The sequence below is a fragment of the Fodinicurvata halophila genome (assembly GCF_042651425.1).
Taxonomy (GTDB): domain Bacteria; phylum Pseudomonadota; class Alphaproteobacteria; order Kiloniellales; family DSM-21159; genus Fodinicurvata; species Fodinicurvata halophila.
This window is the reverse complement of record NZ_JBHSCW010000001.1, coordinates 232963-246967: the sequence shown is the minus strand read 5'-3', so window position 1 is coordinate 246967 and position 14005 is coordinate 232963. Positions and strand designations below refer to the sequence as shown.

Sequence of the window (14005 nt, the reverse complement as noted above, 5' to 3'; positions counted from 1 at the left end):
CTCCCAAAGTCTGATGTGTGTGACTCGCTCGACTCGAAGCGGACTTATAACCGACCTGCCCGGGGTTAGTACAGCCCACCGGTGCTGCCGCCGGAGGACGAGTTGCCGCTGCCCCCGGATCCACTGTCGGCGTCCTGGCTGACGCTTCGCCCGTCGGAGGTGATCCGGCGGCGGTCCTCCGGCCCCGTACCTTCCTGGAAAGCTTCCCAGATGACGCCGTTCTGCTGGCCCTGGGCAGCCTCGCCCGTCTCATGGACGACGCGGACCAGGCGGATGTCCTCGGGAATGCGGAAGGGGGTCGGCGGCTCGTCCTCCAGGGCATCCATCATGAAATCGCGGAAGATGGGGGCGGCCACACGTCCCCCGGCTTCACCGCCGCCAAGGTTGCGTGGCTGGTCGAACCCGACATAGATGCCGACGGCAAGGTCAGGCGAAAAGCCGACGAACCAGGCATCCTTGTAGTCGTTGGTGGTTCCGGTCTTGCCGGCAAGCGGCTTGCCCACCTGGCTCACGGTGGTTGCCGTTCCGCGCTCGACCACGCCTTCCAGCATGGAGACGACCTGATAGGCGCTGCCGGGGCTGACGATCTGTTCGCGATCGTCGGGAAGGCGGGGTGGGGCCTGGCCGTTCCATTCTACGTTGCGGCAGTTCTCGCATGCCCGGTCGTCGGTCCGGAACAGGGTCTCGCCACGCCGGCCCTGTACCCTGTCGATGAGGGTTGGCGTGATCTGCTTGCCTCCGTTGACCAGCTTGGCGTAGGCGGCCGTCAAGCGCAGCGCCGTGGTTTCTCCGGCGCCCAGGGCAAGCGACAAGGTCGGCGTGACCTCATTCTCGAAGACGCCGAACCGCTCGGCCGTGTCGGCGATCTTCTCAATGCCCACGGTCTGTGCCAGGCGCACCGTCATCAGGTTGCGCGACTTCTCGATTCCGACGCGCATGGGCGTTGGGCCGTAGAACCGGTTCGTGTAGTTGCTGGGCCGCCACTCATCCAGGCCCGGTCCCTGGTCGGCCACGAAGGGGGCATCCAGGATGATGGTGGAGGGGGTGAAGCCGTTGTTGAGCGCCGTCAGGTAGACGAAGGGCTTGAAGGAGGAGCCGGGCTGGCGCATGGCTTGGGTGGCGCGGTTGAATTCGCTCTTCGCGTAGGAGAAGCCGCCCTGCATGGCCAGTACGCGTCCCGTATGCGGGTCGAGGGCCACAAGCGCCCCGTTGACGGCGGGAATCTGGCGCAAGGTATAGCTGCGCAGGCTCTCAGCGCCGTTCTCGGCCGCGCTGCCTTCCTCTTCCCCGGATGTCTGCTCATCCTCCAGGGCTTCCACCAGGATGACATCACCAACCTCGAGGACATCCTCGGGTTGGCTCGGTTCCGCTCCAACCCTCTGGTCCTCGAGCGCTGGCCTGGCCCAGCGCAACTCGGACATGGGGATCCGTCCCCGCGATCCGTCGGTGAGGCCGATCCGGGCTTCCTGCGCGTCCAACTCAAGCACTGCCGCCATCTGCCAAGGGGCGGCGGAGGGGGGAATCGGGATCTCGTTGAGGCTTTTCGCCCAGCCCTGTTCCCCAAATTCAATCTTTTGCAGGGCGCCGCGCCAGCCATGCCGGCGATCGTAGTCGATCAGACCGTCCCGCAGGGTCTTCTCGGCGATATCCTGCAACTCGGGATCCAGCGAGGTGCGCACCGACAGGCCACCATTGTAGACCTGGTCCTCGCCGAAGCGCTTGATGAGTTTGCGGCGGACTTCCTCGGCAAAATAGTCGGCGCTCGTAACCTCGGCTTCACCGCGGCTGTGCACCTCGAGGTCGGCCGCGCGGGCAGTCTCGGCCTGCTCCTCGGTGATGTGGCCGTCCTCCAGCATGCGGCCGATCACCCAGTTGCGGCGGGAGATGGCGGCCTCCGTCTCGCGCACGGGGTGATAATTGCTGGGTGCCTTGGGCAGGGCGGCCAGATAGGCGGCTTCCTCCAGCGTCAGTTCGTCCATCGACTTGTTGAAGTAGTTGAGGGCGGCGGACGCCACGCCGTAGGAGCCCATGCCCAGATAGATCTCGTTCAGGTAGAGTTCCAGGATCCGCTCCTTGGGAAGGGCACGTTCCATGCGGATCGACAGGATGGCCTCGCGGATCTTGCGCTCCAGACTGACCTCGTTGCTGAGTAGGAAGTTCTTGGCCACCTGCTGGGTGATGGTCGAGGCGCCGACAGGGCGCCTGTCTGTGCCCAGATTCTGCAGGTTCGTGATGGCTGCCCTGACGATCGACAGGACGTCGATGCCCGGATGCGTATGGAAATTCTGGTCTTCGGCGGCAATGAAGGCCTGCTTGACGGTGTCGGGAACGGCCTCCATGGGCACGAAGACCCGGTTCTCGATGGCATGCTCTGCCAGCAGGCGGCCGTCTCCGGCATGAACGCGCGTCACCGTCGGCGGCTCGTAGTCGGCCAGCTGCTCGTAGTCCGGCAGATCCTGTCCGTAGTGATAGAACAGATAGAGGCCTGCACCAGCGGCCACGACGAGCCCAAGGACAAGGCCGCCGAAAAGAATGGAAAGGAGTCTTGTGAACATGCCAATCAGTTCGTTCGTTACGCGGGCAGAGCCTTTTCAGCCCAGAGCAAAGGTATTTCAAGCCCAGAATATCCTGCATTCCGTCTCATGAATATGGCATATCCGCGACAGTGTTGCACCGAATCATGATACAGGAGTCATGTGACTTTTCCGTTTCCGCAGAAGTTCGGCCGAGATCCGGGCCTCCCGTCTGGCCTTCCGCGGTCGTCAGCTCTCGGCAGGCCCCACACGCGAGACGCAGGGCGGGGCCTTCACGCCTCCTGTCAACGCCACGGCCAAGGCCCATTCGAAGGTAACGGCTTACCGATTGTAGGCTTGTTGCACATCGAAATGGCGTTCGATCGCCCGAAAAAGCCCCTCGATCAGCTTGTCGCGGTGGGCGTGGGACTGGAGTTGTCGCTCTTCGGCCGGGTGGGACATATAGCCGATCTCGAACAGGACCGAGGGGACCGAGGCCGATTTCAGCACGGCGAAGCCGGCGTATCGATGGGTGTTGCGTAGCAGGTCCACACGTTTGCCCACCTCCTCCACCGTCAGGTTGGCGAAGCTTTTCGAACTGTTCATGGCCTCGCGGCGTGCCAGGCTGATGAGGATCTGGGATACCTCGGGGTTCTCGGTGGAGAGGTCCACGCCGGCGATGATGTCGGACCGGTTCTCCTTGGCGGCGAGCGCAGCCGCTTCGGCATCGGAGGCGTTTTCCGAGAGGGTATAGACAGATGCACCTTTCACCCGGCTCGAGGGATTGGTGTTCGCGTGAAGCGAAATGAACAGGTCGCCATTGCTCTTCTCGGCAATATCCACGCGTCCGCGCAGCGGGATGAAACGGTCGTCGTCACGGGTCATGACCACCTGGTAGCGTCCCGACTCTTCCAGCCGGTCGCGCAGGGCGCGGGCATACTCGAGAGCAATGTTCTTTTCCTGGGTGCCCGACACACCTATGGCGCCGGGATCGACCCCACCGTGCCCCGCATCCACCACGACAGTCGGGCGCGGATCGCGGGTTGGCTTGCGCGGAGGTGTCGGCATGGAAACGGAGGTCTCGCGGAAATCCTCATTTGAACGGAGAACCTCGCGCTCGGCTCGCTGCCGGAACGTGGCGGCGTCGATTTCAGCCATGTCCACCACAAGGCGATGCTGGCGACCGTCGCGCGGCGGCAGGGTGAGGATCTCTGCAATCTCCACAGGCCGGGAGAGATCGAGCACCACACGGCTCGTTCCCGGTGTGAAGAGACCATAGCGCAGGGCCGAGACCAGGCCGGCCGCTTCCGGCGTGGTTTCCTTGCGATCGGGCCAGTCGAGCTCGGGCAGATCGATGACCAGCCTGTAGGGATCGTCGAGCGTGAAGATCCGGTACTGGGGACGCTCGCTCAACTCCAGGACAAAGCGCGTCTTGTCCGGATGAAGTCCGATTCGCGCGTCCTCCACCTCTGGCTTCGCGCTCGCGGCGCCACTCATGACGAGCCCCGCCAGCAGAGCGAGAAACAGGAGTGTCGGCGCTCTGACCACGCATATTTTGTAGATGCGGTTGAAGATCATTGCCTATCTTCCTGAATCTGCTTATTTATAAGGATATCGCGCTGTGCGCCGCAGTGCAATGAAAATAGGCTGTGTCAATGGCTTTCCGCTGCGCAAAAGGATTGTCGTGACGCTTTGGGCCTAATAGTATAAGAGAAACCTGAAAGTTCGATGCAGCCAGAGGTTCATCGGACATCTTCCGTGAAGCGGACCGAAAGCAGGCGCGGCATTTCGATAAGGCGCCGCCAAGGATGCCGTCCATTGCGGCAGGTATAACAGGATTCGTCCAGAACGGCTTGCAACCCCTTGACGGGGTGCCGCCTCTTCAACCGGGAAGTCGGTTTTACATGCAGTATCGCACTCGTGAAACAGCGCAGGGCATGGCCGGCAGGAGAGAAAGTCTCGCCCGGCGGAAGCCGCAGTATGATTTTCTGGAGCCGTTCGAAATGAAGTCTCACACCCATCTTATTTCCGCGTTTCCGGCAGCGCCACCCTTGAGGGGCAAGGCCGCCGTCGGGCGCGAACTGGAGTCACGCTTTTATGGCACAACGTATGCTTATCGATGCCACCCGCCAGGGGGAAACCCGGGTTGTGGTGGTCAGCGGCAATCGGGTTGAAGAATTTGACTACGAGACAGCCACCAAGAACCAGCTCAAAGGCAATATCTATCTTGCCAAGGTAACGCGGGTCGAGCCGTCGCTTCAGGCGGCCTTCGTTGAGTACGGCGGCAATCGCCACGGCTTCCTTCCGTTCAGCGAAATCCACCCGGACTATTATCGCATTCCCATAGCCGACCGCGAGGCGCTGCTGGCCGAAGAGGCGGAGCAGCGCGCCCAGGATGTCCAGGGCGAGTCGAACGGCGAGGACGATGAGGACTCCGATCACCGTGCGTCGGCTCAGGGCAACGGTGCCGACGAGGATCACGAGGAGCATGGCGGCGACAGCTCGGTCGAGGAGATCGCCACCGAGAACAGCGTCGATACCGTGGGCGGTGACGAGGTGGACGAGGTCGAACGCCGCCGCATGCAGCTGTTGCGCCGCTACAAGATCCAGGAGGTCATCAAGCGCCGTCAGGTGATGCTGGTGCAGGTGACCAAGGAAGAGCGCGGCAACAAGGGTGCGGCGCTGACCACCTATCTTTCCCTGGCCGGGCGCTACTGCGTGCTGATGCCCAACACTGCCAAGGGCGGTGGGATCAGCCGCAAGATCAGCAACGCCACCGACCGCCGGCGCCTCAAGTCCGTTGTCTCCGAACTGGAGATTCCGGACGGCATGGCCGTCATCGTGCGCACCGCCGGCAGTCAGCGCAACAAGACGGAGATTCGACGAGACTACGAGTACCTGCTGCGGCTGTGGGACGACATCCGGAACAAAACGCTGTCCTCCACGGCGCCCTGCCTGATCCACGAGGAAGCCAACCTGATCAAGCGGGCCATTCGCGACGTCTATACCCGCGACATGGAAAAGATCCTCGTGGAAGGGGACGAGGGCTACAAGGCCGCCAAGGCCTTCATGAAGATGCTGATGCCCAGTCACGCGCGAAAGATTTCGCTCTACAACGACCCCGGGGCGCCGCTGTTCCATCGCCATCAGGTCGAGGAACAGCTGGAGGCGATGTACAGCCATACCGTACAGCTGAAATCCGGCGGTTCCATCGTCATCAATCCGACCGAGGCCCTGGTTTCGATCGACGTCAACTCCGGGCGCTCCACGCGTGAGCGGCATATTGAGGAGACGGCGCTCAAGACAAACCTGGAGGCTGCCGACGAGGTGGCGCGACAGTTGCGCCTGCGCGATCTGGCCGGGCTTGTCGTGATCGACTTCATCGACATGGAGGACTCCAAGCACAATCGCGAGGTCGAGCGACGGCTGAAGGACGCGATGCGGAACGATCGCGCGCGCATCCAGCTGGGCCGGATAAGCCCCTTCGGCCTGCTGGAGCTGTCGCGTCAGCGGCTGCGTCCCAGCCTGTTCGAGACCGTGAACATTGCCTGTCCGGTCTGTCGCGGGACCGGGCACCTGCGCTCTCCGGATGCGGTGAGTTCGACCCTGCTGCGCTCGGTTACCGACGAGGCCGTTCGTCGTGGCGGCGGCAAGGTCGAGGTGCGCCTGCCGATGGAGGTGATGCTCAATCTCTTCAACGAGAAGCGCGAAGACCTGACCCGGATCGAGGAGCGCTTCGGTTTGCAGATCGTGGCCCAGACCGACACGGAGCTCAGTCCCCAGGACTTCTCCCTGCAGCGGTTGAGCTATGACGTCGCTGGCGACAAGAGCGAGGCGGCACGTCCCGAACAGGACGACGTCCAGGCCGCCGAGGAGCCCGAAACCGAGAGCGATGACGAGGCCGAGGAGGAACGCCGCTCACAACAGACCGGCGAGGATGGCGGACGCCGTCGTCGCGGTCGTCGCGGAGGACGGCGCAAGCGTCGTGAAGACGAGGGCGAAGAAGCCGCCCCCCAGGCCGCCGCTGGCGAGAGCGAGGAAAGCACGGACGAGGAGCATTCGGCCAGCGAGGCCCGCGCCGGCGAGGACGAGGAGTCCGAGGAGCAGAAGAGCCGCCGCCGTCGTCGCGGACGCCGGGGCGGCCGTCGTCGTCGTGGACGTCGTGATGGCGAGGATAGCCAGCAGACGGAAGCTTCATCCGAGACGCCTGAGGGTGTCGAGGAGAGCGAGCAGCCTGCTGGTCGCCAGTCTGAGGAATCCGATGAGCAGCCGGTCGAGGTGAATGCCGCGGCTGCCGATGCAGAAACGGCGGATCCGGAACAGGCTGCCGAAGAGAAGCCGAAACCGCGCCGACGTCGCCGTTCGCGCAAGAGCGAAGCCGAGACGGCGACCCAGGCGGAACACACCACCGCGGATGTGGCGGAACAGGAGCAGGCCGTCTCCGAGGATGCCTCGGCTTCGGCCGAGGAGCCTCCGGCCAAGCCGAAGCGGACGCGTCGCAAGAAAGCCGCCGAACCTGCAGAAAGCGCCCCTGAGGCGGAGGAAAGCGAAGAGGCGGTGCCCAAGAAGCGCACGCGACGTACGCGCAGGAAGAGCCAGGATAGCGAAGCGGCAGAGGAGACGGCCGCGGCCGAGCCGACAGCTGCGCCTGAGGAGCAGGAGGCTGCCGCCGAGGAGGCCACGCCGGCGAAGAAATCAGCCCCGCGGCGGCGTACCTCGACTCGCAAGACCGCCGCGAAGAAAACCGCGGCGCAGAGTGAGGACTCTGTTGCCGAGGACTCTGCTGCCCCTGTCGGGTCCGTCAATGGTACGGAGCCCGTCGCGCCCACGACTGGCAACGGTCAGGACGAGACGCCTGCCGAGGACTCGACCCAGCCGGCATCCTCGGATACGAGAAGCAGCAATGGTCATGATGGGGAAACCGCCCAGCCTGACGAAGCTTCGCAACAGTCCCCGGCAGAGCAGGAACCGGCTCAGCCCCAGCCCCAGAAGCGCCCGCGCAAGAAAGGCTGGTGGAACCGCCTCCTGGAATGACCGGCATTGTCCGTGCCAGGGCAAGGCCTTTCAGGTGAAGTTCTGTCCGGGGGGCAGTGCAGTCCGAGTGGGCGGCAAGTGTTTGCCAAGGCAAGGGCATGGATACGGCCTCCTGCTGTGAGGGCGGTCGTGTCGGGTCCGTCGGCTCGACTCCTGGACATCAAAGCCATCAACAGGTGCGAAGACCGAATCCCGCAGGGACGTAAATTCTCGTAAGGGGAGACAGGGAATGAACACCAGTTTAATGGATCACCGCAGGGGCTATGGCCTGGTAAGTCGTGTCCTGCACTGGGGCATGGCCCTGCTGGTGCTATGGCAGGCGGTGTCGGCCCTGCTCCATTACTTTGCCGACGATACAGCCGTGACGGACTTCTTCTTCGGTGCCCACACGACCATCGGTTTCCTGATCCTTGTTTTTGCAGTACTAAGGGGGTTCTGGGGCCTGGCGAACCTGGCCCGCCGACCTGAGCACAGCCGTCCCATCGATCGCCTCGCCGCCTTCGGTCATCTCGCCATGTACCTTCTGCTGATCGCCGTTCCCCTGATCGCACTCATCCGCGAATACGGCTCCGGCGAGGGCTTTGCCGTATTCGGCATCCAGATTTTCCCGAGCTTCCAGCCCGAGATCGAGTGGACGGGCGATCTCGGCGGCGCCTTGCATGGGGAACTGGGATGGGTGCTCTTCTTGCTGATTGCAGTGCACATCCTCATGGCGCTGGTTCATGAGTTCGTCTGGAAGGAAACGCGCCTGGCCCGGATGACCACCGGCAACTCGTGACCTGTCGACACCGGTACCCAAGGCACCCGGTCTGCGAGGCATTCCGCAAGGACAGGGACAGAGGCCCAGCCGCGTTGGGTCCAGCGGGCGCAGGGATGTGGCTTGTCCATAATAATACTCCTCGGTCGCGAGCGTCTGCCCGATCCGAAGGGCAGGGGATCAGTCGTTGGTGCGTGCCTTGTCGACCTCGTCCTGGGTCATGCGCTGCGGGCTGGGGATGCCGATCAGGTTGTAACCGCAATCGACAAAGTGAATCTCTCCCGTCACGCCGACGGCAAGATCGGATATCAGGTAGAGGCCGGCGCGGCCCACTTCCTCGAGCTCGACGGAGCGATTGAGAGGGGCCTGGTCACGGCTCCAGCCGTAGGTGAAGCGGGCGTTGGCGATGGCAGAGCCCGCCAGCGTGCGCATCGGACCCGCAGAGATCGCGTTCACGCGGATGTTCTTCGGTCCCAGGTCGGTGGCCAGATAGCGCACACTGGCTTCCAGAGCGGCCTTGGCCACGCCCATGACGTTGTAGTTCGGCGTGACGCGCGACGCCCCCAGGTAGGTCAGGGTCAGCAGGGCGCCGCCATTGTTCATCATGGGCTGAGCTTCCCGGGCCACTTCGGTAAAGGAGTAGCAGGAGACAGCCATGGTCTTGGCGAAGTTCGTCCGGCTGGTGTCCAGGTAGCGGCCCTTCAGCTCCTCCTTGTCGGAATAGGCGACGGCATGCACGACGAAGTCCAGGCTGTCCCAGTGGGTGCGCAGTTCGGCAAAGGTATTGGCGATGCCGTTGGGGTCGGCCACGTCGCAGGGGAGCAGAATGTCGCTGCCCAGGGATTCGGCCAGGGGCTTCACGCGCTTGCCGAAGGCCTCGCCCTGATAGGTGAAGGCGAGTTGCGCGCCGGCATTGGCCATCTCCCTTGCAATGCCCCAGGCGATCGAATGATCGTTCGCAACCCCCATCACGAGGCCACGCTTGCCGCTCATCAAGCCCATGTTCATCAGCCCTTTCTCTGTCGAGTCCTCTGCGGTTGTCGGCGCGCGCTAGTCCTGCAGGCGCCGCATGGCCAGGGTACAATTCGTGCCTCCGAAGCCGAAGGAATTGGAAAGAACGCAGTTGATCTCCGCGTCCTCGCTCTTGTTGCGCACGATGGGAATGCCTTCGGCTTCCGGATCCGGGTCCTCGATGTTGATGGAGGGCGCCAGGAAGCCTTCGTCCATCATGAGGAGTGAGTAGATGGCTTCCGTGACACCGGCCGCGCCCTGGGCGTGACCGGTCATGGACTTGGTTGAGGAGATTTTCGGCAGATCCTCGCCAAAGACCTCGCGAATCGACTTCAGCTCCGTGCCGTCGCCGACGGGCGTGGACGTGCCGTGGGTGTTGACGTAATCGACCCGCTGGCCTTCCAGAGTTTCCAGTGCCTGGCGCATGCAGCGCACGGCACCCTCGCCGGATGGGGCAACCATGTCGTCCCCGTCCGAGGACGCGCCGTAGCCGGCGACCTCGGCATAGATCTTGGCGCCGCGGGCCTTTGCGCGCTCCAACTCCTCGAGAATCAGAACACCACCGCCGCCGGAGATGATGAAGCCGTCACGACCCGTGTCATAGGGGCGTGACGCCTTTTCCGGCTGGTCATTGTACTTGGCGGACATGGCGCCCATGGCATCGAACAGCATGGACAGTGTCCAGTGCAGCTCCTCGCCGCCGCCGGCGAACATGACGTCCTGCTTGCCCCACTGGATCATCTCGGCGGCGTTGCCGATGCAGTGCGCCGAGGTGGAACAGGCGGAGGAGAGGGAATAGCTGATACCCTTGATCTGGAAGGCCGTCGAGAGGTTGGCGGAATTGGTGGAGGACATGCAGCGCGGCACCATGTAGGGCCCGATTCGCCGGATACCCTTGTTGCGGGCGATATCGGCGGCCTCTACCTGGTTGGCTGTCGAGGGGCCGCCCGAGCCCATGATCAGGCCGGTGCGCTCATGACTGATGTCCGTGGTCTCGAGGCCGGCATCGGCGATCGCCTGGTTCATGGCGATGTAGTTGAAGGCGGCGCCATCGCCCATGAAGCGCCGCAGGCGTCGGTCGATATGGTCTTCCAGATTGATATCGATGGAGCCCTTGACCTGGCTGCGGAAGCCCATTTCCACATAATCTTCGGCCTTCACGATCCCCGAGCGTCCGTTGCGTAGCGAGTCCACCACTTCATCGCGGTTGTTCCCGATGCTCGAGACAATTCCAAGTCCGGTCACGACAACGCGTCGCATGTTATCATTCCTTAGCTGGCTGAATGGTGAGGTCTACGCAGTCTGCCACCCTGCATGCCGATGGAGAAGAGCCGAGAACACGCCGAGTACAGTTGCGGTGCCGTCGTCTCATCAACCGTGAGAGACACTTTGTGCCTGGAAGAGCCCGACCCGGAGATCCTTGGCCTCGTAGATCGGGGAGTCGTCGGCGAACACCGTGCCGTCGGCTATTCCCATGACAAGCTTGCGCAGGATCACGCGCTTGAGATTGAGCTTGTAGGTCACCTTCTTGATGTCCGGCAGGACCTGTCCGGTAAACTTCACTTCGCCCACACCCAGTGCACGGCCCTTGCCGGGAGCACCGGTGCGCCCGAGAAAGAAGCCGACCAACTGCCAGAGCGCATCCAGGCCCAGGCAGCCCGGCATTACGGGATCTCCCTCGAAGTGGCAGTCGAAGAACCAGAGGTCAGGCTTGACGTCCAGTTCGGCGACAATCTCGCCCTTCCCGTGTTCACCGCCTTCCTCGCTGATGTGGGTGATGCGATCGAACATCAGCATGGGCGGCAACGGCAGCTGTGCGTTGCCGGGGCCGAAAAGCTTCCCGTGCGCACAGGCCAGAAGGTCTTCAAAACTATAGCTGTTCTTCTTCTCAGTCACAGGCTCACCTTAGGGAACTTGATAGGGAATGAAAAGCGGTCTTCCGGTCTCTTCACTGTGCCGATATTTTGGGAGAGGGAATACCCGACTCAAGCGCTTACGGAAAGCCTCATTGACAGCGTGACATTGGAAAATCCCCGGGGTCAACTTCGACTTCTTCCAATTAGCCGGTTAAGCGTTTGAAAAATACCTTTCATATTCATTCTTATACGTTATATTACGGGCATGACAACACAGCGCCCCTATAGCGGACTGATCGAACGGCTCAAGGAGGTCGGCTTGCGGCCGACACGGCAGCGGCTGGCCCTGGGCAAGCTCCTGTTCGAACCCGACGGCAAGCCCGTCGAGCGGCATGTAACGGCCGAGCAGCTGCACGCCGAAGCCATGGCGCAGGGTGTGCGTGTGTCTCTGGCGACCATCTACAACACGCTGAACCAGTTTACCGATGCCGGGCTGTTGCGCGAGGTCGTTGTCGAGCCGGGGCGATCCTATTTCGATACCAATATCGGTGACCACCACCACTTCTTCTTCGAGGACAGCGGCAAGCTCGTGGATATTCCGGGCGAGGAAGTGCAGCTGAATTCCGTTCCCACACCTCCCGACGGGGCAAAGGTCCAGCGTGTGGACGTAATCATTCGCGTGTCCGACGACTGAGGTCGTCGCAGATCCAGAACGCAGGTCTGCAGGTTCGGGGGTCGAGGGTGAAACATTCGTGCTCTCAAAACACCTAAAATATTTAGAACCGATCTAAAAAACTTGACAATACATTTTATTTGTTCATAGTATCTGGCCATAATCAAGCCTCTGAAGAGGCCGTCAAAACGTCCAGAAAGATTGGGGAGAGATCATCATGGCTTTGAAGGGTACGAAAACCGAACAAAACCTGAAGGATGCCTTCGCTGGCGAGAGCATGGCCAATCGCCGCTATCTCTATTTCGCGCAGAAGGCCGACGTGGAAGGGTTCAACGACGTGTCTGCCGTCTTCCGCTCGACCGCGGAAGGTGAAACCGGACACGCTCACGGGCATCTCCAGTTCCTCGAGGAAGTCGGGGATCCGGCGACCGGTGAGCCGATCGGCGAGACCGAGTTGAACCTGAAGGCCGCTGTCGCGGGCGAAACCTACGAATACACCGACATGTATCCCGGTATGGCCCGCAGTGCCCGGGAAGAGGGTTTCGACGAGATCGCGGATTGGTTCGAGACACTGGCCAAGGCCGAGCGTTCCCACGCCGGTCGCTTCCAGAAAGCTCTGGAAACCATGAGCTAAGCATAGCTGACAAGACGGGGCCCTGTTCCAGCAGGGCCCCGTTTTCGTTACAGCCGCCCGCGCCCGACATGGAACGATGCACGGAAGAGTCCGGTGTGTCGCCGTGTGTGAGGGCGGATACCAGCTGATCCGCAAAGCTTTTCCGGAGAGACACATGCGTGAAGGCAGCCTGGATGCGCCCGTGCGCCATCCCCTGAACTGGAACGACCCGGATTTCTACGACTGGGACAAGATCCACGAGGAAATGGAGCGCGTCTTCGACATCTGTCACGGATGCCGGCGCTGCTTCAATCTCTGTGATTCCTTCCCCCGCCTGTTCGACCTGATCGACGAAGCCCCCAGCATGGAGTTGGATACCGTCGACAAGGCGGACTACAAGCACGTCGTGGATGCCTGCACACTCTGCGACATGTGCTTCATGGTCAGCTGTCCCTATGTGCCGCCCCATGAATTCGACGTCGACTTCCCGCACCTGATGCTGCGCTATCGTGCCGCCGAGATCTATCACGGCAAGAAGGAAGGCCTGGCCGGGGAGCTGTCCAAGACCGACCGCAACGGCAAGCTGGGCACCGCCATTCCGGGGCTCGCCAACTGGGCCAGCGATACAAAGAACAGCCTGACCCGGCCCGTGATGGAGTCATTGGCGGGGATCGACCGCAACGCGGCCCTGCCCAAGTACGCCTCGAAGACTTTCGAGGCGAAGGCCAGGGACGAGGCGCCGGCGATCAATCCGGAAGCGCCGGCCCACGGGCGCAAGGCCGTGCTCTACGCCACCTGCTTCGCCAACTACAACGCCACCTCCATCGGCATGTCGGCACACCGGGTGCTGGCGCACAACGGTGTCGCGACGGAGGTCGTCTATCCGCAATGCTGCGGCATGCCGCAGATGGAGCAGGGCGAAATCGGCAAGGTGGCCGAGGGGGCGAAGGCTATCGCGGCCGAACTCCTGCCGTGGGTGGATGAAGGGAACGACGTGATCGCGCTGACGCCGTCCTGCGCCCTGATGATGAAGTTCGAGTGGCCGCTGATCCTGCCGGACGACGAGAATATTGCGCGCCTGGCACGCGCCACCTACGACATCACGGAGTATGTCGTGGACATTGCCGGCAAGGAGGGGCTTGCCGAAGGACTGGGTCCCCTGGACGGCAACGTGGCCCTGCATATCGCCTGTCACGCCAGGGCCCAGAACATGGGCAACAAGGCGCGCGAGATGCTGAAGCTGGTGCCCGAGGCCGAGATCAAGCAGCTGCCCCGCTGCTCCGGCCACGGCGGCTCCTGGGGCGTGAAGAAGGGCAACTTCGAAACCGCCCTGAAGGTGGGCAAGCCTGTGGCCCGGGATGTCTACAAGAACGCGCCGACCTACGTGGCTTCGGAATGTCCCCTGGCGGGAATGCACATCCTCCAGGGCATGGAGCGCATCGACGCCCAGACCTCGGAAGACGAGCGCAAGCCCGTGCCGGACATTTTCTACCACCCGATCGAACTCTTTGCGCAGGCCTATGGGCTGAAGCCGCAGTCTGCGTGATA

At 62.5% G+C, this 14005-nt stretch carries 10 protein-coding genes; 5 read left to right on the top strand and 5 right to left on the bottom strand.

Going from position 1 to position 14005, the window contains the following annotated elements; genetic code table 11:
• Positions 1–65: 65 nt before the first annotated feature.
• A complete protein-coding gene (locus ACFOW6_RS01190) occupies positions 66–2555 on the bottom strand; it encodes a penicillin-binding protein 1A (RefSeq protein ID WP_382420313.1) in 2490 nt (829 codons plus the stop codon).
• Between the two features lie 300 nt (positions 2556–2855).
• Positions 2856–4091, bottom strand: coding sequence for an N-acetylmuramoyl-L-alanine amidase (locus ACFOW6_RS01185; protein ID WP_382420311.1), 1236 nt, complete (start codon positions 4089–4091; stop codon positions 2856–2858).
• Between the two features lie 519 nt (positions 4092–4610).
• On the opposite strand from ACFOW6_RS01185, the gene ACFOW6_RS01180 reads away from it, so the two are divergent.
• Together ACFOW6_RS01180 and ACFOW6_RS01175 are read left to right on the top strand one after the other, a co-directional pair.
• Complete coding sequence (locus ACFOW6_RS01180; RefSeq protein ID WP_382420309.1) at positions 4611–7547, top strand: ribonuclease E/G; 2937 nt, start codon at positions 4611–4613, stop codon at positions 7545–7547.
• A gap of 229 nt (positions 7548–7776) precedes the next feature.
• Positions 7777–8325, top strand: a complete 549-nt coding sequence (locus ACFOW6_RS01175) for a cytochrome b (RefSeq protein WP_382420307.1) — start codon at positions 7777–7779, stop codon at positions 8323–8325.
• Between the two features lie 159 nt (positions 8326–8484).
• On the opposite strand, the gene ACFOW6_RS01170 is transcribed toward ACFOW6_RS01175, so the two are convergent.
• From ACFOW6_RS01170 to fabA, 3 genes are all read right to left on the bottom strand, one after another.
• The gene (locus ACFOW6_RS01170) at positions 8485–9312 is read right to left on the bottom strand and encodes an enoyl-ACP reductase FabI (protein ID WP_382420305.1); all 828 of its coding nucleotides are present in this window, start codon (positions 9310–9312) and stop codon (positions 8485–8487) included.
• A gap of 42 nt (positions 9313–9354) precedes the next feature.
• Positions 9355–10575: a beta-ketoacyl-ACP synthase I gene (gene fabB, locus ACFOW6_RS01165; protein WP_382420303.1), complete on the bottom strand. Its 1221-nt coding sequence runs from the start codon at positions 10573–10575 to the stop codon at positions 9355–9357.
• Positions 10576–10686: 111 nt separating this feature from the next.
• Entirely contained in the window at positions 10687–11211 is a 525-nt protein-coding gene (gene fabA / locus ACFOW6_RS01160) for a 3-hydroxyacyl-[acyl-carrier-protein] dehydratase FabA (protein WP_382420301.1), read from the bottom strand.
• A gap of 225 nt (positions 11212–11436) precedes the next feature.
• Between fabA and irrA the strand changes: the two genes are divergently transcribed.
• From irrA to ACFOW6_RS01145, 3 genes are all read left to right on the top strand, one after another.
• On the top strand, positions 11437–11865 hold the full coding sequence (irrA, locus tag ACFOW6_RS01155; protein WP_382420299.1) for an iron response transcriptional regulator IrrA: 429 nt from the start codon (positions 11437–11439) through the stop codon (positions 11863–11865).
• Between the two features lie 196 nt (positions 11866–12061).
• Entirely contained in the window at positions 12062–12478 is a 417-nt protein-coding gene (locus ACFOW6_RS01150) for a rubrerythrin family protein (protein ID WP_382420297.1), read from the top strand.
• A gap of 154 nt (positions 12479–12632) precedes the next feature.
• Positions 12633–14003, top strand: a complete 1371-nt coding sequence (locus ACFOW6_RS01145; RefSeq protein WP_382420295.1) for a heterodisulfide reductase-related iron-sulfur binding cluster — start codon at positions 12633–12635, stop codon at positions 14001–14003.
• The last annotated feature ends 2 nt before the right edge of the window (positions 14004–14005 follow it).